The 20,407-nt window shown below is 67.5% G+C and carries 26 protein-coding genes; 14 read left to right on the plus strand and 12 right to left on the minus strand.

All coding sequences use genetic code 11. The annotated features are described in order from the left end of the window. Nucleotides 1-5 precede the first annotated feature (5 nt). Nucleotides 6-977 carry a LysR family transcriptional regulator gene (locus tag ASE30_RS11995; protein WP_057284542.1) on the minus strand — a complete coding sequence of 324 codons (972 nt, stop codon included), beginning with the start codon at nt 975-977 and terminating at the stop codon, nt 6-8. 109 nt (nt 978-1,086) lie between these two features. Here ASE30_RS11995 and ASE30_RS12000 point away from each other — a divergent pair, with 109 nt between their 5' ends. The 3 genes from ASE30_RS12000 to ASE30_RS12010 are packed head-to-tail and all read left to right on the plus strand — an operon-like array spanning nt 1,087 to nt 4,473. After that, complete coding sequence (locus ASE30_RS12000; protein WP_057284543.1) at nt 1,087-2,922, plus strand: gamma-glutamyltransferase family protein; 1,836 nt, start codon at nt 1,087-1,089, stop codon at nt 2,920-2,922. Nucleotides 2,923-2,977: 55 nt separating this feature from the next. Beyond that, entirely contained in the window at nt 2,978-3,952 is a 975-nt protein-coding gene (locus ASE30_RS12005; protein ID WP_057284544.1) for a tripartite tricarboxylate transporter substrate binding protein, read from the plus strand. After that, nucleotides 3,949-4,473 (plus strand): GAF domain-containing protein, encoded by a 525-nt coding sequence (locus ASE30_RS12010; RefSeq protein WP_057284545.1) that lies wholly within the window; start codon nt 3,949-3,951, stop codon nt 4,471-4,473. The genes ASE30_RS12005 and ASE30_RS12010 overlap by 4 nt, the downstream gene beginning before the upstream one ends. 26 nt (nt 4,474-4,499) lie before the next feature. Here the strand turns inward: ASE30_RS12010 and phnE are convergent, their stop codons facing one another. The 3 genes from phnE to phnC form a co-directional block, all read right to left on the minus strand. After that, a complete protein-coding gene (phnE, locus tag ASE30_RS12015) occupies nt 4,500-5,294 on the minus strand; it encodes a phosphonate ABC transporter, permease protein PhnE (protein ID WP_057284546.1) in 795 nt (264 codons plus the stop codon). 81 nt (nt 5,295-5,375) lie between these two features. Further along, a complete protein-coding gene (phnD, locus tag ASE30_RS12020) occupies nt 5,376-6,359 on the minus strand; it encodes a phosphonate ABC transporter substrate-binding protein (protein WP_057284547.1) in 984 nt (327 codons plus the stop codon). A 30-nt stretch (nt 6,360-6,389) separates the two neighbouring features. Beyond that, nucleotides 6,390-7,232, minus strand: a complete 843-nt coding sequence (gene phnC / locus ASE30_RS12025) for a phosphonate ABC transporter ATP-binding protein (protein ID WP_057284548.1) — start codon at nt 7,230-7,232, stop codon at nt 6,390-6,392. 196 nt (nt 7,233-7,428) lie between these two features. Between phnC and ASE30_RS12030 the strand changes: the two genes are divergently transcribed. From ASE30_RS12030 to ASE30_RS12045, 4 genes are all read left to right on the plus strand, one after another. Beyond that, entirely contained in the window at nt 7,429-7,881 is a 453-nt protein-coding gene (locus tag ASE30_RS12030) for a GFA family protein (RefSeq protein WP_057284549.1), read from the plus strand. Between the two features lie 36 nt (nt 7,882-7,917). Beyond that, the gene (locus ASE30_RS12035) at nt 7,918-8,457 is read left to right on the plus strand and encodes an SRPBCC family protein (RefSeq protein ID WP_057284550.1); all 540 of its coding nucleotides are present in this window, start codon (nt 7,918-7,920) and stop codon (nt 8,455-8,457) included. A 522-nt stretch (nt 8,458-8,979) separates the two neighbouring features. Then, nucleotides 8,980-9,243, plus strand: coding sequence for a translation initiation factor IF-1 (gene infA, locus ASE30_RS12040; protein ID WP_006221179.1), 264 nt, complete (start codon nt 8,980-8,982; stop codon nt 9,241-9,243). A 156-nt stretch (nt 9,244-9,399) separates the two neighbouring features. After that, complete coding sequence (locus tag ASE30_RS12045) at nt 9,400-9,687, plus strand: hypothetical protein (RefSeq protein ID WP_057284551.1); 288 nt, start codon at nt 9,400-9,402, stop codon at nt 9,685-9,687. A gap of 30 nt (nt 9,688-9,717) precedes the next feature. Here ASE30_RS12045 and ASE30_RS12050 read toward each other — a convergent pair whose 3' ends face one another. The 3 genes from ASE30_RS12050 to mog all read right to left on the minus strand — a co-directional run bounded on the left by ASE30_RS12050 (nt 9,718) and on the right by mog (nt 11,680). Continuing rightward, nucleotides 9,718-10,584, minus strand: a complete 867-nt coding sequence (locus tag ASE30_RS12050; protein ID WP_057284573.1) for a M23 family metallopeptidase — start codon at nt 10,582-10,584, stop codon at nt 9,718-9,720. A gap of 5 nt (nt 10,585-10,589) precedes the next feature. Further along, nucleotides 10,590-10,928, minus strand: a complete 339-nt coding sequence (locus ASE30_RS12055) for a hypothetical protein (protein ID WP_057284552.1) — start codon at nt 10,926-10,928, stop codon at nt 10,590-10,592. Between the two features lie 119 nt (nt 10,929-11,047). Continuing rightward, entirely contained in the window at nt 11,048-11,680 is a 633-nt protein-coding gene (gene mog / locus ASE30_RS12060) for a molybdopterin adenylyltransferase (RefSeq protein WP_057284553.1), read from the minus strand. A 273-nt stretch (nt 11,681-11,953) separates the two neighbouring features. Between mog and ASE30_RS12065 the strand changes: the two genes are divergently transcribed. The 4 genes from ASE30_RS12065 (at nt 11,954) to ASE30_RS12075 (ending at nt 15,505) form a co-directional block, all read left to right on the plus strand. Continuing rightward, nucleotides 11,954-13,078, plus strand: coding sequence for a D-alanyl-lipoteichoic acid biosynthesis protein DltD (locus tag ASE30_RS12065; RefSeq protein ID WP_057284554.1), 1,125 nt, complete (start codon nt 11,954-11,956; stop codon nt 13,076-13,078). Further along, nucleotides 13,075-13,200, plus strand: coding sequence for a hypothetical protein (locus ASE30_RS29755; protein ID WP_255352919.1), 126 nt, complete (start codon nt 13,075-13,077; stop codon nt 13,198-13,200). Before ASE30_RS12065 ends, ASE30_RS29755 begins: the two co-directional genes overlap by 4 nt. Nucleotides 13,201-13,276: 76 nt before the next feature. Next, complete coding sequence (locus ASE30_RS12070) at nt 13,277-14,752, plus strand: inorganic phosphate transporter (RefSeq protein WP_057284555.1); 1,476 nt, start codon at nt 13,277-13,279, stop codon at nt 14,750-14,752. 96 nt (nt 14,753-14,848) lie between these two features. Then, nucleotides 14,849-15,505 (plus strand): DsbA family protein, encoded by a 657-nt coding sequence (locus ASE30_RS12075; protein ID WP_057284574.1) that lies wholly within the window; start codon nt 14,849-14,851, stop codon nt 15,503-15,505. Nucleotides 15,506-15,536: 31 nt separating this feature from the next. Here ASE30_RS12075 and ASE30_RS12080 read toward each other — a convergent pair whose 3' ends face one another. Genes ASE30_RS12080 through ASE30_RS12100 form a run of 5 tightly spaced genes read right to left on the minus strand, consistent with a single transcriptional unit; the run spans nt 15,537 to nt 18,568 of the window. After that, nucleotides 15,537-16,148: a glutathione S-transferase family protein gene (locus tag ASE30_RS12080; protein ID WP_057284556.1), complete on the minus strand. Its 612-nt coding sequence runs from the start codon at nt 16,146-16,148 to the stop codon at nt 15,537-15,539. A gap of 42 nt (nt 16,149-16,190) precedes the next feature. Beyond that, the gene (locus ASE30_RS12085) at nt 16,191-16,538 is read right to left on the minus strand and encodes an AzlD domain-containing protein (protein ID WP_057284557.1); all 348 of its coding nucleotides are present in this window, start codon (nt 16,536-16,538) and stop codon (nt 16,191-16,193) included. Continuing rightward, nucleotides 16,535-17,245 (minus strand): AzlC family ABC transporter permease, encoded by a 711-nt coding sequence (locus tag ASE30_RS12090; protein ID WP_057284558.1) that lies wholly within the window; start codon nt 17,243-17,245, stop codon nt 16,535-16,537. Before ASE30_RS12090 ends, ASE30_RS12085 begins: the two co-directional genes overlap by 4 nt. A gap of 58 nt (nt 17,246-17,303) precedes the next feature. Next, nucleotides 17,304-17,624 (minus strand): chaperone modulator CbpM, encoded by a 321-nt coding sequence (locus tag ASE30_RS12095; protein WP_057284559.1) that lies wholly within the window; start codon nt 17,622-17,624, stop codon nt 17,304-17,306. 2 nt (nt 17,625-17,626) lie between these two features. Beyond that, complete coding sequence (locus tag ASE30_RS12100; protein WP_057284560.1) at nt 17,627-18,568, minus strand: DnaJ C-terminal domain-containing protein; 942 nt, start codon at nt 18,566-18,568, stop codon at nt 17,627-17,629. A gap of 165 nt (nt 18,569-18,733) precedes the next feature. Here ASE30_RS12100 and ASE30_RS12105 point away from each other — a divergent pair, with 165 nt between their 5' ends. The 3 genes from ASE30_RS12105 to yfcF all read left to right on the plus strand — a co-directional run bounded on the left by ASE30_RS12105 (nt 18,734) and on the right by yfcF (nt 20,378). Further along, nucleotides 18,734-19,219: a GNAT family N-acetyltransferase gene (locus ASE30_RS12105; protein ID WP_057284575.1), complete on the plus strand. Its 486-nt coding sequence runs from the start codon at nt 18,734-18,736 to the stop codon at nt 19,217-19,219. Nucleotides 19,220-19,310: 91 nt separating this feature from the next. Next, entirely contained in the window at nt 19,311-19,640 is a 330-nt protein-coding gene (locus ASE30_RS12110; RefSeq protein ID WP_057284561.1) for a DHCW motif cupin fold protein, read from the plus strand. 102 nt (nt 19,641-19,742) lie between these two features. Next, nucleotides 19,743-20,378, plus strand: a complete 636-nt coding sequence (gene yfcF, locus ASE30_RS12115) for a glutathione transferase (RefSeq protein ID WP_057284562.1) — start codon at nt 19,743-19,745, stop codon at nt 20,376-20,378. Nucleotides 20,379-20,407 lie beyond the last annotated feature (29 nt).

The raw sequence follows: 20,407 nt of genomic DNA on the forward strand, positions 1-20,407 counted from the left end.
GCCAGTCAGCGCGGATCGGCCTCGCCCTGCCGCCAAGGGGCGGCCGTGTCGCCGCACAGGTCCAGCAGGATGGCGGAGAAGCATTCTTCCGCGGCCAGCGGCTGGTCGCGCTTGCGGCGTATCAGGTTGATCGGCGGCAGTTCCCAGCCGAAATCCCAGGGCACCATCCCCAGCTTGCCGCGCAGGCATAGCTCGCGCGCAATATCTTCGGGCACGACCGAGACGAAGGTGTCGTTCATCGTCAGCATCCCTTCGATCACATCCGTTGAATAGGCCTCCAGCACCGGCGAAGGCGGGCGCAGCTCGGCGCGGATGAAATGCTCCACGATCAGTTGCCGGGTGGGCGTGTTGGCCGCCGGCAATACCCATTCCATTTCAGCGACCGCCGCCCAATCCGGCTTGCGCCGCGCCAGCCGCTGCGCGAGCCGGCCGTGCGCGATCAGGCGCGGCCGCTGGCGATACAGCACGCGATGGATCAGGTCGTCGGGCGCGACGGTCGACGTGGCGCGGCTGATGATGCAGTCCAGCTCGTGCTGGCGCAACATCGGCACCAGGTGGTCGGTGGTGGCGCGGTGCAGGCTCAGCGTCACGCCGTGGCGCTGGTGCAGGCGGCTGATGGCCGCGGTCAGCAAGGCGCTGGACACGTACGGCACCACCCCCACGTGCAGATGCGCGGACCGTCCCGCGTGCAAGGCTTCGACCTCGCGGGCCCACAGGTCCAGGTCGCTGAGCATGTGCCGCGCGCGCACCAGCGCCAGATTGCCCAGCGGCGTAGGCTGCAGGCCGCGCCCGGTGCGCGTGAACAGCGGCGCGCCGAAGATGTCCTCGAGTTCGGCCAGCGCCTTGGTGACCGCGGGCTGGCTGATGCCGGCGGCCGCCGCCACGCGCGTCAGCGAGCCGTGCCGGGCAATATCGATCAGCAGTGCCAGATGACGGTGCTTCAGACGGTTGGCGAGACGGACCGCGTCCCAGCTCATGGCATTCTCCTCATAACCAATTGGTTATTAAATTATGCCAACAAAGATAAAACCAGTTATTTCACGATCCTATACTTCCGACATCTCCCCCGCTGCCCGGAATGGCCCCATGAGCGCATCCTTCACCACCCGCCCCGAAATACGCGGCACGCACGGCGTGGTCTCGTCCACGCACTGGCTGGCCTCGCAAGTGGCCATGGGCGTGCTGGAGCGCGGCGGCAATGCCTACGACGCGGCCGTGGCGGGCGGTTTCACGCTGCAGATCGTGGAACCGCACCTGAATGGACCCGGCGGCGAAGTGCCCATCCTGTTCTGGAGCGAACGCGAACAGCGCATGCGCGCGCTGTGCGGCCAGGGTCCGGCGCCCGCGCTGGCCACCCCCGCGCATTTCCGCTGCCTGGGCCTGGACCTGGTGCCCGGCATCGGCCTGCTGCCCGCCACCGTGCCGGGCGCGTTCGGCGCCTGGCTGACCCTGCTGCGCGATTACGGCACCTGGGAACTGGCCGACGTGCTGCGCCCGGCCATCGACTACGCGCGCAACGGCTTTCCCCTGGTGCCGCGCATCTCGCAGGCCATCCTTGCCGTGCAGGCGCTGTTCCGCGACGAATGGACAAGTTCGCGGGACGTGTGGCTGCCCGACGGCCGCGTACCGGCCCCGGACGCCCTGTTCCGCACGCCCGCCATCGCCGCCACCTACACGCGCATCCTTGACGAAGCGCACGGCGCCAGCACCGACCGCCGCGGCCGCATCGATGCCGCGCTGGACGTCTGGTACCGCGGCTTCGTCGCCGACGAGATCGACGCCTACTACACCCATGAGGCGGTGCGCGACACCACCGGGCAGCGCAACCGCGGCCTGCTGCGCAAATCCGATCTGGCCGACTGGCGGGCCACGTACGACGAGCCGCTCACGGTGCAGTACGGGCGCTATACCGTGGCCAAATGCGGCGTCTGGTCGCAGGGCCCGGTCCACCTGCAGCAATTGGCGATACTGCGGCACCTGGACATCGACGGATTGGATCCGACGTCTGCGCCGTTCGTGCATCGCGTGGCCGAAGCCGCCAAACTGGCGTTCGCGGACCGCAGCGCTTGGTACGGCGATCCCGATTTTGTGCGGGTGCCGCTCGCGGAACTGCTGAGCGACGCCTACGCGAAGTCGCGCGCGGCCGGCATTGGCGACCGCGCCGCCACCGCGCTGCAGCCCGGCAGCCCGGCGGGCCTGGCGCCCCGCCTGCCCGACCTGGACGCCGCGGCCCGCACCCTGGCCGCGTCCGACACCCGCTTCGGCGTGGGCGAACCGACCTTCGCGGCCCTCCCGCCCGTGTCCGAATGGGCCGCGCGCGAGATCTTCGTCGGCGACACCTGCCAGATCGACGTCATCGACCGCGACGGCAACATGGTGGCCGCCACGCCGTCTGGCGGCTGGCTGTCGTCCAGCCCCGTCGTGCCCGCGCTGGGCTTCCCGCTGACCACCCGCCTGCAGATGACCTGGCTGGACGAGGGCGTGCCGGGCCAGCTACAGCCCGGCAAGCGCCCCTGCACCACTCTGTCGCCCGGCCTGGCGTTGCGCGACGGCCTGCCCTACATGGCGTTCGGCACGCCGGGTGGCGACCAGCAGGACCAATGGACCGTGGCGTTCTTCCTGCGCCACGCGATGGGCATGAATCTGCAGGAGGCGATCGAAGCACCCTCCTGGCATATCGATCACTTCCCGGGCTCGTTCTGGCCGCGCTCGCTGACGCTGAACCGGCTGACGGTGGAGTCCCGCATGCCCGCCGCCACGCTGGACGCGTTGCGCGCCGCCGGCCACGACGTCAAGGCCGGGCCGGACTGGTCCGAGGGCCGCATCAGCGCCTGCACCCGCGAACCGGCTGCCGGCGGCGGCCTGCTGCTGCGTGCCGGCGCCAATCCGCGCGGCATGCAGGGCTATGCCGTCGGCCGCTGAACCTGTTTTCATCCATCCGGCGCACAGACCGGACACTACGCAAGGGGTAAACACCATGAAGCTGCAATTCAAACGACTGTTGCGCACGTTCGCGCTGGGCCTGGCCCTGGCAGCGCCCGCGCTTACGCACGCCGCCTGGCCCGAAAAGCCGATCACGCTGATCGTGCCCTGGGCCGCGGGCGGATCCACCGACATCCTGGCGCGCGTGCTGTCCGAAGGCCTGACCCAATCGCTGGGCCAGCCCGTCATCGTGGAAAACCGCTCGGGCGCGTCCGGCAACATCGGCACCACCTTCGTCGCCCGCGCCAAGCCCGACGGCTACACGCTGCTGGTGGGCTCGATGAGCACGCACACGATGAACCAGGCGCTGTATTCCACCATGCCGTTCGACGGCGTGAAGGACTTCACGCCCATCGCGGAACTCGCGCTCGTCACCAACACCATGGTGGCGCACCCGTCCGTGCCGGCCTCCAACCTGAAGGAATTCATTGCCTACGTGAAGGCCAATCCCGACGCCGTGGCATACGCATCGGCGGGCCAGGGCTCGACCAACCATCTCAGCGCCGCCCTGTTCGAAAAGGCGGCCGGCGTGAAGATGATGCACATCCCCTACCGCGGCGGCGCGCCCGCGGTGCTCGACACCGTGGCCGGCCGCACGCAGGTGCTGTTCAGCGCCGGCACGCAGACCCTGCCGCATGTGCAGATGAACAAGCTGAAGCTGCTGGCCGTCACCGAGGAAGCCCGTTCGCCGTTCCTGCCCGACGTGCCCACCGTCGGCGAAACGCTGCCCGGCTATGAACTGTCGGTCTGGTACGGCGCGTTCGGTCCGGCGGGCATGCCGCCCGAGCTGACCGCCCGGCTGAACCGCGAAATCAACCTGATCCTCAAGCGTCCCGAAGTCATCAAGAAAATGGCCGACATGGGCGTGCTGCTGACCGAGACCACGCCGGAACAGTTCGGCCAGATCCTGGCGCGCGACGCCGACAAGTACGGCAAGCTGATCAAAGAACTGGGAATCACCGCGGAATGACGGCCGTCCCCAGCGCCGCCCTGCCCCCGAAGCCGGTGCTGGCCGGCGTGCAGGCCATCGCCCTGGCCTATGCCGCCGCCGATGCGGCGGCGGCCTTCCAGGCCATCGATGCCTACGCCCGCGCCACGCTTGCGCACACCCTGTGCACGGTCAACCGGTACGATGCCCAGGCCATGCGCGTCGTGCGCCTGTACAGCTCGAATCCAGAGGCCTATCCGCCCGGCGGCAGCAAGGACAAGACCGGTACGCCGTGGGGCCGCCACGTCCTGCTGGAACAACGGGTATTCGTGGGCGAAGGCGAGGACGCCATTCGCGAATTCTTCAACGACCACGATGCGATCCGCGACCTGGGCCTGCGGTCGGTCATCAACGTGCCCGTGGTGTACGGAGACGTCTGCCTGGGCACCATCAACTTCCTGATGCCGCGCCCCGTGGTGTCCGACGCCGACGTGGACGCCGCGCGCCTGGCGGGCCTGCTCGCGCTGCCCGCGTTCCAGTCGCTGCGCCAGCCGCCGCGCTGAGGCGCCCGGGGGTCCGCCCCCGGCCGTCAGATCAGCGCGTTGCGGATGCGCGCCGAGATCATATCGATCACCACGACGAAGGCTACGATGATGATCATGACCGCGCAGGTCTCGGCGTAGCGGAAGCTGCGGATGATCTCCCACAGCACGGTCCCGATGCCGCCGGCCCCGACGATGCCCAGCACCGACGCCGACCGCACGTTCGATTCGAACCGGTACAGCGAATACGAAATCCACAGCGGCAGCACCTGCGGGATCACGCCGTAAACGATTTCCTCCAGCGCATTCGCGCCCGCGGCCCGCACGCCTTCCACCGGCCGGGGGTCGATCGCCTCGACAGCCTCGGAAAACAGCTTGGCCAGCACGCCCGTGGTGTGTACCCACAGGGCCAGCACGCCGGCGAACGGTCCAAGGCCCACCGCCACGATGAACAGCATCGCGAAGACCATTTCGTTGATGGCGCGGCAGGCGTCCATCAGGCGGCGCATGGGCTGGTAGACCCAGGCGGGCACCATGTTCGACGAGCACAGCAGGCCCAGGGGCACCGCCACCGCGATGGCCAGGAAGGTGCCCCACACCGCGATCTGCACCGTGACGATCATCTCGTCCAGATACATGCGCCAGTCGCGGAAGTTGGGCGGAAAGAAATCGGCCGCGAACTGGGCCATGTTGCCCGAGTCCCGCAGCAGGTCCATCGGACGCATGTCGGCGCCTTGCCACGACATGACCAGCATTGCCAGCACGACGGCCCACACGAGAAGGACGGGCAGCGACGAGCGCGGCGCGGCGGGCAGGCGGGAGGAGTGCGTGGCGAGGTTCATTTTCTATGAAGATCCGCTAGGGAGATTGCTTGGGAAAAGAGCCAGCGCGCCCGGCGGCGCGCTGGCGTCATGCGGACAGGCTTACTGCCTGGCCACCGCCGGCTGGCCCAGGCTGGCAAGCCGGCCGTCCAGGTCGGACAGCAGCTTCTGCTTTTCGGCCTGGCCCAGCGTGGAATCGGCCTCGACCTTGGCCTTTTCGCGCGCCAGCTCGATCTGGCGGATGGGCACGAGCTGCAGGTTGTCCGACGCGCGGAAGCCCTGGTAGGTCAGCGCTTTCAGATTGGCCATTTCGCGCGCGGCGTCCTTGCCCTTGCCGTAGTTCAGGAAGAAGTCGCGGATCTTGGCCTTCAGGTCGGCCGGAAGATCGCTGCGCACGACCAGCGGATCGGCAGGAATGAGCGGCGACTTCCACAGCACGCGCACGCTGTCGTTGGCGTCGCGGCCGGTGCTCAGGCGGTAACGCTCCAGCGCCTCGGTATTGTTGACGGCCACGTCCACCTGCTTGTTGATGACCGACAGCAGATTCGCTTCGTGGTTGCTGGCGCGCACGGTCTTGAAGAAGGTCTTGGGTTCGATCTTGTTGGCGGCCCACAGGTAGTAGCCGGGCACGGCGGTGCCGGACGTGGAGTTGGGGTCGCCCGCGCCGTAGCTCAGCTTGGCGCCGTTCTTCAGCACGTCGTCCAGGGTCTTCAGGTTGCTGTCCTTGTTGACGATCAGGAGCGACCAGTAGCCGGGGTTGCCGTCCTTGTCGATGACCGAGGCGAACACCTCGCCCTTGGCGCGGTCGACGGCCTCGATCGCCGACTTGTTGCCGAACCAGCCCATCTGCACCTTGTTGAAGCGCATGCCTTCGATGATGCCGGCGTAGTCGGACGCGAAGAAGGGCTTGACCGGCACGCCGATCGAACGGCTCAGGTCGTCGATGACGGGCTGCCAGACGGACTTCAGATTGGTGGACGACTCGGTCGAGATGATGCCGAAGTTCAACGTCTTGGCGTCTTGCGCGTAGGCCTGGGCGGAGAGGGCCGCCGTGGCGATCAGGGTGACGAAGGTTCTGCGTAGCATGGAAGGCTCCGGGAAAGGAAAGGCCAGGAATCAGGCGGCTTGCGCCAGTCGGGACAGCGGCGCCACGGCCGGCGTGGCCGGCGCTTGGGGCGCGTATTCGGGAAGCAGCTCGCCCAGGTCGGAGCCATATAGCTCACCGAGCATGGCCGGAGTCAGACGGGCGGAGGGGCCGTCGTAGACCACCTTGCCGTGGCGCAGCGCCACGACGCGCGGGCAGTAACGCAGCGCCACGTCCACCTGGTGCAGCGACACCACCACCGCCACCTTGCGGCTTCGGTTGATCTGCGCCAGCGTATCCATGACGCGGCGCGACGATTCGGGGTCCAGCGACGCAATCGGCTCGTCGGCCAGGATGACGCGGGCGTTCTGCACCAGGGTGCGCGCAATCGCCGCGCGCTGCTGCTGGCCCCCGGACAGGGTGGATGCGCGCTGAAATGCGTAGTCGTCTATACCAACCTGGGCAAGCGCGTCCAGGCCCTGGCGCACCTCGTCGCGCAGGAACCAGCGCGTCAGGCTGCGCCACAGCGGCACGCGCGGCAGCATGCCGGTCAGGACGTTGGTGATGACCGGCAGGCGGCCCACCAGGTTGAACTGCTGGAACACGAAGCCGATGCCGGCGCGCGCGCCGCGCACATTTCGGCTCAGACGCCCATTGCGCTGGATAAGCTGGCCGTTGACCGTCACGCTGCCCGCTCCCGCGTCGCCCGCGACAAAGCCGGCCAGATGGCGCAACAGAGTGGATTTACCCGATCCCGAAGCGCCCAGCAGGGCGACCATCTCGCCGTCGGCCACTTGCAGGTTGATGCCGTCCAGCGCCCGCGTGCCGCCTTGAAAAGTCTTGCAGAGCCCTTGAACTTCGATGGCGCAGGTCATCGTTGGATCCCCTTGGATGTGTTCATGGCCGCATTCTGTTTTCGCGGCATGACAGCGCGATGACCTGAAGATCGAAACATTTGGCGAAAAATAGGGACATTGGAGCGGACTGAAAGACATCCGTCACAAAAGCCGGTTCGCGCGCATGGCGCCGCGGGTATATTGGAACTGTTCCCCCACTCGCCTAGCGCTCATCATGATCAAAGGTTCCTGCCTGTGCGGCCGCATTGCGTACGAGATCAACGGTCCGCTTACCAACGCCCTCAATTGCCACTGCGTCATGTGCCGCAAATCGCATGGCGCGGCCTTCCGCAGCCGCGCAACCGTCCAGGTCAAGGATTTCGCCTGGACTCTCGGGGAAAACCACGTCACCTGGTATGCCTCGTCGCCCGGCAATTACCGGGGCTTCTGCGAGGCTTGCGGCACCCCATTGCTCAGCCGCTTCGACCAGACGCCGGACGTCTACGGCCTGCCCCTGGGCGCGCTCGACGACGATCCGGGGGTCAAGCCCGAGGCGCACTGCCATGTGGCCGACAAAGCGCCATGGTTCGACATCACCGACAGCTTGCCGCAGCATCCGGGCGCGCTGGACGACGCGCCGGAGCACAGCCCGCAGATCGCCCCCCTGACTTTTTCCCACGGAAGATGAACCGGCGTCCGGCTCCGGACGCCCCAGGAGATCATCATGAGCGACTACGGCGCCGTACTGGACCCCGCCACCCTGCGTTTCACGCGCGTGCTGCCCGCCGGCGTGCAGGAAGTCTGGGCCTGGCTGACCAACTCGGACAAGCGCGGGCGCTGGCTTGCGGCCGGCGACATGGAGCTGCTTGAAGGCGGCGGCGTCACCCTGCGGTTCCTGCACGCCGACCTGTCTTCCGTGCGCGAGCCCACGCCCGAGGCCTACAAGCCCTATGAAGAGGGCCTCACCACCCAGGGGCTGATCACCCGTTGCGAACCGCCCCGCCTGCTGGCCTGCACCTGGGGCGGATCGGAAGGCGCGCCCTCGGAGGTGTCCTTCGAACTGTCCCCCCAGGGCGAAGGCACCCTGCTCGTGCTCACGCACCGCAAGCTGGCCAGCCGGGACGACATGGTCGACGTCGCCGGCGGCTGGCACACCCATCTGAATATCCTGGCCGCCAGGCTGGCCGGGCGCGACCCGGGCCCCTTCTGGTCCGCCAATGCAGCGTGGGAAGCCGAATACCAGGCCCGCATTCCGCGCCGCTAGAGTCGTTCACCAGCAACTATCGCGGCCAAGCCCAGGATAAAAACTGGCTAATCGGCGCGCTTTGAAGTAACATAAGTCCGTGATTTTTCCGCAAAAACCGGGCTTCGGTCACTCTGCGTGCCAACCTGTACCGCCAGCGGCGATGGGGCTTTTGACCCACCCTGCCAGCAACCCAGGCTGCTTCCGGTTTTTTTGGGCGAACCCCGTCACTGCCAAACGCGCGGCAACACCGATAATCGCGCCGCCCGGCATTGCAGCAGACGCTCCAACCCGCTTCTTCCGGCAATGTGCTTATCACGCCGCTGCCGCGACCAAGCCGCGCATCGCGCGCTCACTGCCCTCGCGGCGCGAGTACCCGTCATTTCAGACATCCGCTAGGGATGCCGTGGCCCCCACCCGCGCCTGCCCGGACGTTTTACGTTCAAACCGCTGGACCTGGTTATCTGAGTCCAACGCGCTTGCCGCCTTGCGCGGCGCGTCATGCCGCCGGCGTGGCTGCGCGTATTGATCAAGGAGTAGAAAATGGCTAAAGAAGAACTCATCGAATTGGATGGCATCGTTGACGAAGTGCTGCCCGATAGCCGCTACCGTGTAAAGCTGGACAACGGCATCGAAGTCGGCGCCTACGCCTCCGGCCGTATCCGCAAGCACCGCATCCGCATCCTGGCGGGCGATCGCGTCACCCTGGAAATGTCGCCCTACGACCTGACCAAGGGCCGCATCAACTTCCGCCACAAGGACGAACGCGCTCCCGCGCCGCATCGTCCCCAGCAATACCGCCGTTAAGTCTGGGATCCAGGGCCGGCCCGGCGCCGGCTCCCTGCCCCCCTTCGCGCGAGCCTTAAGCCCGTACCGCGAAATGCCGTAATGCGTGGAACGCCCGTTCATGAAAGAATGGCGTCCTGCCTGGCGCGACGCCTGGCCGGATACGCATGACGCAAGATGGACCTGAAAGAAGAATTGCAAGCCGCCGCAGACCAGCTTGCCCTGGCGCGAAGAAGATTCGTGAAGGGCGAGGAAGGCCTGCGCCTGCTGCGCCAATCGCGCGAGGCGTTCATCAACAGCCTGCGCAATACCGGCCTGACCTACTCCGAAGCCAAGACCAAGTACGACAACTGCCTGGATGACCAGGAAGCCGGGCATCTGCACGTCCGGCAACAGATGGAGTACGCCGAGCGCATGCACCAGTTCACGCTGAACCGGATCGCGTTGCAGGCCGCACAGGCGTAAAGCGCGCCCTGCCCCCTGCCGGCGGGCGCCTCAGGGCTTGAACGCCCCGATGAAAATGGCGGGATCGACGCGCGCGTCGTTCAGGCTCACGTTCCAATGCAGATGCGGGCCGGTCGCGCGGCCGGTCGCCCCGACCTTCCCCACCACGCCTCCCCGCGGCACCTCGTCGCCGACTTTCACGTCGATGGCCGACATGTGGCAGAACATGCTGACGAAGCCCTGGCCATGGTCCAGGAACACGGTCTTGCCATTGAAGAAGTAATCCCCCACCAGCACCACCACGCCGGCGGCCGGCGCCTTGATCGGCGTTCCCGCAGGCACGGCAAAGTCCAGGCCCGAATGGGGGTTGCGTTCCTGCCCATTGAAGAAGCGGCGCAAGCCGAAAGGACTGGACAGGCGGCCGCCATTGACGGGGCGGTCCAGCAGCAGATTGCTGGGCGTGACACCGGCCCGGTAGCCGCGGTTGGCGGCGCTTTGTTCGGCCATTTCACGCTCGATGCGCTTCATGTCGTCGGGATTCGGGTCGACCTGGCGCGGGTTCTTCAAGGTGATGTGCTGCGCCACGTAATCCTTGGCGCCGACCGTGAAGGCCACCTTGCGCTGGCCCTTCGCGTCCGTGACTTCAGCCTGCTGCTGGCCCGGCTTCACGCTCAGCGGAATGCCCAGCACCGCGATCCACTGCTTGCCCTCTTCCCGCACCACCATCACCCGCCGGCCCAGGAAGGAGACCTCTGGCGCGCGGTCGGCGTCGCCCAGGTTCAAGACGGCCACGCCGCCCGGCACGGGCACGTTGAGCTTGCGGGTGATGAAGCCTGCCTGCTGCGCGCGCGCGGGCAGGCCCAGACAGACGGCGGCCGCGGCCACGCCCAGGCGCAGTACGTCGCGGCGTCGATGCATCACGTTCACAGGCACAGGTTCGCCGGCTCGATGATGCTTTGGTCGCGACGCGCGATGCGCGTGGACAGGCGCGTTTCCGTCTTGCCCTTCCAGTGCGTGGTCGTCAGGACGGCCTCCACGCCCAGGCTGTCTTCCTGGACCAGTTCAAAGCCGTTGCGCACCGCCCGTTGCTTGAAGTTGACGCCCTGGGCCTTCCAGGCATCGGCCACGCACTGCGTGTAGTCCTCGGCCGAGCGCTGGGTGGCGCCGTAGAAAACGGGATCGCGATCGCGCACGTCTTTGACGTTGGCGCATGCCGACAGGGCGGCCAGGACGGTAAGGGACAGAACGATACGAACCTTCATGACTTTGGGACTCTCAGGCAGATGGGGATTATTGGGGGCGGACAACTATAACGCAGGGGCCTGGCCATATCGCCGGGGCCGGCAGCGCCCGCGTGCATCGCGCGGCCCGGCGGCCGGACTCAGGCTTGCGGGACGCGGCGGGCGGATTTGGGCCGGAAAGCGGCAATGACTTCCGGCCGCGTTTCGGCATACGGGCCGCCGATCAGGTCGATGCAATAGGGAATGGCGGCGAAGATGCCGGGCACCAGTTCGACGCCGTCTTCGGCCTTCAGGCCTTCGAGGGTCTCGCGTATGGACTTGGGTTGGCCCGGAAGATTGACGATCAGTGCGGCATGGCCGTCGGTTTCACGGATGACCGCCACCTGGCGGGACAGGATGGCGGTGGGCACGAAACGCAGGCTGATCTGCCGCATCTGTTCGCCGAAGCCCGGCATTTCCTTGGTGCCCACCGCCAGCGTCGCCTCGGGGGTGACGTCGCGCCGGGCCGGCCCGGTGCCGCCCGTGGTCAGGACCAGGTCGCAGCCGCAGCCGTCGACCAGTTCGACCAGGGTCTCGGAAATGCGGCCGGCTTCGTCGGGAATCAGCCGCTCCACCGCCTGCCAGGGCGTTGCCAGCGCGCGGCCCAGCCATTCGCGCAGCGCGGGGATCCCCTGGTCCTGATAGGTGCCGATCGAGGCGCGATCGGAGACGGACACCAGGCCCACGATCAGTTCATCGGGGTGGCTGCGGACGATTCGGGTGAGGTCGGTCATGGGCGGCGGGACGGGAATTCGAAGGGAAGGACGCCGCGTGGGCGGCTGACGCCGCGGTCAATCATGGAAATCCAGAAGAACCGCGCGACAACGATGCTATCGCATTCTTTGCCGGCAGGACGCGCGGTCCGCCGCCCGTCCGGTGTGGCAAAAAAGCAAATCGGCCCCGTGCGTGGGGTTTCCCGCGCTTGTTCCCGTCATGGACGCCCGATAACATCCGCTAACAATCGCAGCCTTCCGTCCGGGCATGCCGCGCACTCTTTCGGGTTTTCCATGTTCAAACGCACCCTTCGGCAGCATGCCCTGGCCGCGGCGCTGGCGCTGTCCGCCGCCGCCGCCGCCGGCTGGGGAGCCCTGCACGCGCTGGCCCTGAAGACCGGGCCGGTGCCGGCCGCCGCGCCCGGCGTCTACATCCCCAACCTGGGTAACACGCTGCAGGAACAGACCCGCAATCTTTCGCGGCTCGGCCAGGCGTTGCGCACCGGAGACCGCCTCGTGATCCTGGGCTCCTCTGAGCTGACCAGCAACGACCTGCGCTTCGTGCCCTACCGTTATCTGGCCGACGAATTGCAGATGCCCGTGCTGGCCTATGGCCATTCGGGCTTCCAGTCGCTGGGCATGCAGTTTGTGCTGGCGGCGCTGGCCGACGACCTGTCGCCGGCCTCGCGCGTGGTGGTCATGCTGTCGCCGGGATGGTTCGACGGCGATGGCGGGCTGGGGCCGGACGAATTCAAGGAACACGCCAACCCGCTGCTGCCCCGGCTGCTCAAGCAACCCGAGGCCCGGGCAGAGGTCATGCGCTGGCTGAACGACAAGGGCGACGCCAGCGTGATGTGGTCCATGGCCGCCGAACAGGCCTACGTATTCCGCCAGCGCCTGGTCGACCTGTGGACGCCGGCCTACGCCGCGCCCGCTCCCGAACCTGAGCGCGAGGGCCCGCCCGCCGCCGCCCGGGTGGTGGACTGGGATGCGCTGGCCAGCCAGGCGCAGACGGCCGAGCAGACGCTGATGAGCGGCAACCGGTACGCCGTACGCGACGAGTTCTTCAACAAATACCTGCGCGCCATCCCCGAGGGCGGCAAGACCGCCTACTTGCCCCAGCCGCTGACCGGGCGCGACGAGCTGCGCGAACTCACCGCCCTGATGGCGCTGTTGCGCCAGCACGGCGTCGATGCCCTGTTTGTCCTGCAACCGCTGCATCCGCTGGTGTTCAAGGACCTGGACCGTTTCCAGCCGATACAGCGCCATGTCGCGGCGCTGTGCCAGCGGTACGCCATGCGCTGCATGGACATGTACGGCGCGCCATTCGAAGTCGGAACGCTGCGCGACGTCCAGCACCTGGGTGAACTGGGCTGGCTGCGCGTGAACCAGAAGATCGCCGAGATATTCCGCCCATGAAGAAAACGCTTTGGCTCTGCCTGCTGTACCTGGGCCTGCTGGCCGTCATGCTGATCCAGGCGGATACGTCCGCCAATCTGGGCAAGCCGATGGAGATCGAGTTCCAGTATTCGAAGTTCTAGTAGCCCGACGCAACCGGGGACAGGTCACAAATCTGTAATAATCGGCACCTCTCGCCGGAACCTCGCCCCCGCCTCCATGTTCGACCTCTTCCACGGCCTAGACCCCTGGGTTGGCCTCAGTCTTGTGCTGGCCCTGACATTCGTCCTGGCCTTCGAATTCATCAACGGCTTCCATGACACGGCAAACGCCGTGGCAACGGTCATCTACACCAAGGCCATGCCGCCGCACCTGGCGGTGGTCCTGTCCGGTATTTTCAATTTCCTGGGCGTGCTGCTGGGCGGTGTCGGGGTGGCCTATGCCATCGTCCATCTGCTGCCGGTCGAACTGCTGATCAATGTGGACACGGGCCGCGGGCTGGCCATGGTGTTCGCCATGCTGGCCGCGGCCATCGCCTGGAACCTCGGCACCTGGTATTTCGGCATCCCCGCGTCCAGCTCGCACACCCTGATCGGTTCGATCCTGGGCGTGGGCCTGGCCAACGCGCTGATCACCGGCCTGCCGGTGGGCGAAGGCGTGAACTGGGGCAAAGCCATCGACATCGGCCTGTCGCTGGTGGCCTCGCCGGTGGCCGGGTTCCTGGTCGCGGGCGGGCTGCTGCTGGCGCTCAAGCGGTGGCTGCCGCTGTCCAAGATGCACAAGACGCCCGAGCAGCGCCGCGCCATCGACAACAAGAAGCACCCGCCCTTCTGGAACCGCCTGGTGCTGGTGCTGTCGGCCATGGGCGTGAGCTTCGTGCACGGCTCCAACGATGGCCAAAAAGGCATCGGCCTGATCATGCTGGTGCTGATCGGCATCGTTCCCGCGAATTTCGTGCTGGACACCACCAGCACCACCTACCAGATCGAACGCACCCGCGACGCGGCCAATCACCTGCTGGTTTTCTATCAACGCAACGAAGCGATGCTGGGGGACTTCCTGGCGCTCAAGCGCACCGATATCCAGGAAGAGCTGCCGGCCAATTTCCGCTGCGATCCCGCGCTGACCGTGCCGACCATCATTGCGCTGCAGACCGACCTGCACGGCGTGAGCAACTATGCCGACCTGTCCGCCGAAAAGCGTGTCGCCGTGCGCCGCTATCTGCTGTGCCTGGACGACACCGCCAAGCGGGTCGGGCGGCTGGAAGGGCTGCCCGCCCGTGAACGCGCCGACCTGCAACGGCTGCGCGCGGACCTGACCGCCACCACCGAATACGCGCCCTTCTGGGTGATCGTGGCGGTGGCGCTGGCGCTGGGCGCGGGCACCATGGTCGGCTGGCGCCGCGTGGTGCTGACGGTGGGCGAAAAGATCGGCAAGCAGGGCATGACCTACGCGCAGGGCATGTCGGCGCAGGTCACCGCCGTGGCCGCCATCGGCCTGGCCAACGTGTTCAGCCTGCCGGTGTCCACCACGCATGTGCTGTCGTCGGGCGTGGCCGGAACGATGATCGCCAACAAGACCGGACTGCAAGGCAACACCGTGCGCAACATCCTGCTGGCGTGGGTGCTGACGCTGCCCGCCTCGATGCTGCTGGCGGCCGGCCTGTTCTGGATCGGCGTGCAGATCGCCGGGTGATTTTCGGGGCCGTGCGGGCAATCCGCACGGCCGATGCAACACTCTGGCTACCGCGCCAGGCTGTTTCTTGCACCGGCCCGCGCCTACGATGGCGCCATGGCTACCCACACTCCCATCCTGCATTACATTTTCGATCCGCTCTGCGGCTGGTGCTACGGCGCCGCGCCGCTGGTGGAGGCCGCCCGGGGCATTCCGGGCCTGACCGTCATGCCCCACGGCGGCGGCATGATGACGGGCGGCAACCGCCAGCCGGTCACCGATGCGCTGCGGCGCTACGTCATGCCGCATGATGAGCGCATCGCCGGCATGACGGGCCAGGTGTTCGGCCCGGACTACTTCGACGGCCTGCTGCGCGACAGCGGCGCCGTATTCGATTCGGAACCGCCCACCACCGCCATCCTGGCGGCGCAAGCGCTGGCCGGCCGAGGCCTGGATCTGCTGCGCCGCCTGCAGCAGGCCCACTACGTGCAGGGCCTGCGCATCGCGGACCCCGCCGTGCTCAAGACGCTGGCCGCGGAAATCGGCCTGGACGCCGAGGCCTACGCCGCCGCCTATGCGGCAGCCGAAGGCGCCGCGACCGCCGCGCACATCGCCGACAGCCGCAAGCTGCTGGCACGGGTCGGGGGCACGGGATTTCCCACGCTGGCCCTGGAGCGCGACGGCATCTGCACGCTGCTGGAACCCAGCCGCTACCTGGGCCGCCCCGAGCAATGGCAGGCCCACCTGCGGGAACGCATCCAGGGCCAGGCCTGACGCCGGCCCGCCCGCGGCGGGACGGGAAGGCTCAGGACTCTTCGATGTCGCCGTCGCGCTGCAGGGCGCGGTGCATGGCCGGACGGTCGCTCAGGCGCTCGACGTAGGCGCTGAAGACGGGCGTCTCCGGTATGACCTTTACCTGCATCATGTACTGCAGCGATCCGCCCAGCACGATATCCACGGCGGAGAAGCGGTCGCCCAGGAAAAAGGGGCGCGCCTGCAGCACCCGGCTCAAGACCTGTTCGACCTCGTCCGCCGACCCCCATCCCAGCGCCGCCTGGTGCGGCGTCTTGAAGGCGCGCTCGACCATGGCGGGTTCGAACACGCCCGTGGAATACGCCAGCCAGGTCAGGTAAGGGCCACGCTGGCGGTCCCCCACCTGCGGCCCCAGGCCAGCCTGCGGAAACAGGTCCGTGAGATAGAGCGCGATGGCGGGCGTTTCGGATACCGGCACGCCATCATGCACCAGCGCCGGCACCTTGCGATGGGGGTGAATGTCGATGTAGTCCGAGGGCATATGGCCGGTGCTGTCGCTGCCGCGGATCGACACCATCTCGGTGTCGTAAGGCACGCCCAATTCCTCGAGCAGCCAGAGAATCCGGAACGACCGCGAGCGCGGCGCATGGTAGAGCGTAAGCATGGTCGGCCTCCTTGGGGGTTCGACCATTTTGCCTTGGGGCCACTACGCCGCCAAGGCCAGCAATATCCCGTATCCGGCCATGCCCATCAGCACCGCGACACCCGTATTGCCGACCATGCGCGCCGCCACGCCGGTGACCGCCAGCCCGCCCACGTACGGCGCGATGCGGGCGGCCTGATCGCCCGCGTCCAGCAGGTCGGGCACGATGACCGCCGCCGCGATCCCCGCCAGCAGGGACGGCCCCAGCGCGGCCAGCGCCGACCCTTCGCGCGAAAGATGGCGCAGCAGGCGGCTGCGCTCGGACAGCATGAAAGGGAGCGCGCGCGTCAGATAGGTGATGACCGCCATGGCGATCACCGCGCCCCAGAATCCCAGTCCATCGGCGTTCATGCCGGCCTCCTCAGGCGATAGGCGGCGCAGCCGATGATGGCGCCGGCCAGGATGGCCAGGCTGGTGTGGCCCAGCGCGGCGATCACGCCCGCACCCGCGACGGCGGCCACGATGGGCAGGCCCATGCCCCGCTTGGCGCTCTGGCACACCAGCGCCATGAACAGCGCCGGCAGCGCAAAACGCATCACCTGCGACAACACGGGGTAATGGCGTTCAAGTCCGTCGCCCGCATACACACCCACGGCGGTCCCGGCGATCCAGGTCAGCCAGGCGCCCAGACCCAGGGCGATCATCCAACCCTGCCGCCGGCCGGGCTCCACGCTTTGCAGGCGGTTGAACGCGGTGGCGAAGACTTCGTCGGTCAGCAGGAAAGCCACCTTCAAGCGGTCGTGCAGCGCGGCCGGCAGAAAGCGCGACAGCAGCGGCCCATAGAGCAGATGGCGGGCGTTGAGCAACGAACACAGCGCCACCACCCACAGCCACGGCGTGCCGGCCTTGATCGACGCCAGCAGCAGGAATTGGCTGGCGCCGGCATAGACCAGCACGGAGATCAGAATGACCTGCAGCGGGGTCAACCCGGCCGCGATGCCGGCAATGCCGAAGGTCACGGCCACGGGAAAGTAGCCGATCATCACGGGCAGGCAGGATTTCAGGCCGTCGATGCGCGCGCCGCCGGGAAGGGCGGGCGCGGCGGGAGGAGTCGCCAAGGTGCGTTTCGCTTTGTCGTGTTGCGCCGGGCGGCCATTTTACCCACCCTCGCCCACGCTATGGCTGGTCCAGGGCCCCCAGCGCCCGCAACTGCGATTTCAGACGGCGCACTTCCTGGCTCAGGTCCAGGATGAGCGCCACGGCGTCCAGGCCGGCGCCAAAGTCGTGTTCCAGGCGGCGCGCATGCAGCGCGCGCTGCAGGTCCACGCTATGGAAGCGCCATTCCGCGGGGCCGCCCCCGCTGGCGTTGACGATGCCGACCTCGACCAGCCGCGCCACCCATTCCACTTCCGCGCCGCACGCGCGGGCCAGGTCATCCGCGTTGAGCGGCTGCGCTTTGCCCACGACGGTGGCGCTGGTGATGACGATTTTCTTCATGGTCAGACCCCCAGGTGGCGCCGCGGGTTGAAGGGCAGATCCTGCTGCAGCTTCCGGTAGGCCGCCTTGGCGGCTTCGCTGTCGGCGGGCGGAAGCACCAGGTCCAGCACCAGGTACAGGTCGCCCGGCGGATCGCCGGGAATGCCGCGCCCGCGCAACCGCAGCTTGCGGCCGTTGCCGGATCCGGGCGGGACCGACACCTCGACCGTTCCGCCCGGCGTGGGCGCCTTGACGCTGGCGCCCAGCGCGGCCTCCCAGGGGGCCACCGGCAGCGTCATGTAAAGGTCGCGGCCTTCGGCGCGGTAGCGCGGATGCGGCTTGAAGCGCACCTCCAGATACAGGTCCCCGTTTTCGGCGCCGCCATAGCCGGGCATGCCCTGCCCCGTCAGCCGGATGTACTGGCCCTCCCGCACCCCGGCCGGGATCTTGACGCTGAGCGTGCGGGTCTGCATGTGGGGATGGCCCTGGTCGTCCATCTGCATGGACCGCAGGCTGATGTCGCGCGTGGCGCCCGCGAGCGCGTCCTCGAGGTCGACCTCGATCGCGGCGTGATGGTCTTCGCCGCGCGCGCGGAACTCCTGTTGCCGCGCCCCGCGCCGTTCGCCGCGGCCGCCGAACAGCGACGAGAAGAAATCGCTGAACTGCGCTTCTTCGCCGGCCGCCGCGCCGCGATGGAACTCGAACCCCTCGTCCCAGCCCGGCGGCGGCCGGAAGCCGCCTTCGGGCGAAACGCCCGCGGCCAGATTGTCGTACGCCTGGCGTTTTTCGGTATCGCGCAGCACGTCGTAGGCTTCGTTGACGTCGCGCATGCGGACCTCGGCGTCGCTTTCCTTGCTGACGTCGGGGTGATACTTCCGGGCAAGCTTGCGATAGGCGCGCCGGATATCGTCGTCCGATGCGCCCTGCTCCACCCCGAGAATGCTGTAGTAGTCCTTGAACTCCATGTTCCAGCTCACCGTGAGGGTTGAGGCCGCGCCCGGCAGCACCGGATTCGGCCTGGAATATCAAGAAGATAGGGGTTATGGACCGATTTTTCAATGCGCTTTGTCATGTCATCCGCGGCGCGCATAATGTTGGGTTGCCAACCCCAGATCCACCAGGAAACGATCGTGCTGGAAATCATCGACGCCGACTTCAACAATCCCGAGCATGGCCGCCAGGTGCTGGCCATGCTGAATGAGTACGCCAGCGGCCCCATGGGCGGCAATTCCCCCTTGCCCGCCTTTGCGCAAGCCAACCTGATCGCCGAACTGGCCCGCCGCCCCACCGCGCACGCCCTGCTGGCGCGCATCGACGGCGAACCCGCCGGCGTGGCGATCTACATTGAAGGCTTTTCGACCTTTGCCTGCCGTCCCCTGATCAACCTGCACGATCTGGGCGTCGCCGCGAAATTCCAGGGCCGGGGCGTGGGCAAGCATCTGCTGTCCGCGCTGGAAGACCGGGCGCGCCGGCTGGGCTGCTGCAAGATCACGCTGGAGGTGCTGGAGGGCAACGCGGTCGCCCAGGGGCTGTACCGCAAGCTGGGCTTCGAAGGCTACGCGCTCGACGAGGCCACCGGCCGCGCCATGTTCTGGCAGAAGAAGCTGGCCGCCTGAGTGGCGTAGTATGTGTTTACCGGCCTTGCCCCCGGGCAAGGCGCAAATGGCCCCGTGCAAGAGGCCGCAGTCACACGATGCAGGATTCAAGATGAAGATGAGCAACATCCCCTTCGGCACCACGGACTGGTCCGATGTGGAACGCACCGAACACGCGGGCGACACCGGCCTGGCCTATTGGCGGACCCGGCACTTCGGCGACCTGCGGGTGCGCATGGTGGAATACACGGCCGGATACCTGGCCGACCACTGGTGCAGCAAGGGCCACATCCTGTTCTGTCTGGAAGGCGAGCTGCACACCGAACTGGAAGACGGCCGCCAGTTCGTGCTGACGCCCGGCATGAGCTACCAGGTCGCCGACCAGGCCGAACCGCACCGTTCGTCCACCGCCACCGGCGCCAAGCTCTTCATCGTGGACTGACGCGCCGGCGCGACACGCCCGGATTGCACTTGCGTTACGCTTTGCAATTCCAGCGGCCGCGCGGCTCGCGCATTCCTTACCCCGCCTGACCGGAGACTAGCTTTGGGCGCCCCGATTACGCTATACGTCGATTCCCTGTTCCTCAGCCCGTACGCCATGTCGGTGTATGTCGCGCTGACCGAAAAGCAGTTGCCATTCGAAGTGCGCCCCGTCGACCTCGAGGCCGGCGAACAGCGCATGCAGCCGTTCCAGTGCCGCGCGCTCACAACGCGGGTGCCGGCCCTGACGCATGCGGATTTCAACCTGACCGAATCCAGCGTTATCGCCGAATACCTGGACGAAGTGTTCCCCGCGCCCGCGCATGCCGCCCTGTACCCGGCCGACACCCGCCAGCGCGCCCGCGCCCGCCAGATTCAGGCGTGGCTGCGCAGCGACCTGGGCGCGCTGCGCCAGGAACGCCCCACGGAAACGGTCTTCTACGGCAAGGCCGGCCAGCCGCTGTCCGACGCCGCCCATGCCGCCGCCGCCAAGCTCATCCATGTGGCCAGCCTGCTGGTGGGCGTGGACCAGACCGCCCTGTTCGACACCTGGAGCATCGCCGACACAGATCTGGCGGTCATGCTCAAGCGCCTGTCCCTGGACGATCTGCCCGATCCCCTGCGCGCCTATGCCGACGCGCAATGGCAGCGGCCCTCCGTCCAGAAATGGCTGGAGCACAACGCGGCCGCGCGAGCCTAGCCGCCTTTCGGCGCCCTTTCCCGGCGCCG

It is taken from the genome of Achromobacter sp. Root83, assembly GCF_001428845.1.
Lineage (GTDB): Bacteria > Pseudomonadota > Gammaproteobacteria > Burkholderiales > Burkholderiaceae_B > Achromobacter.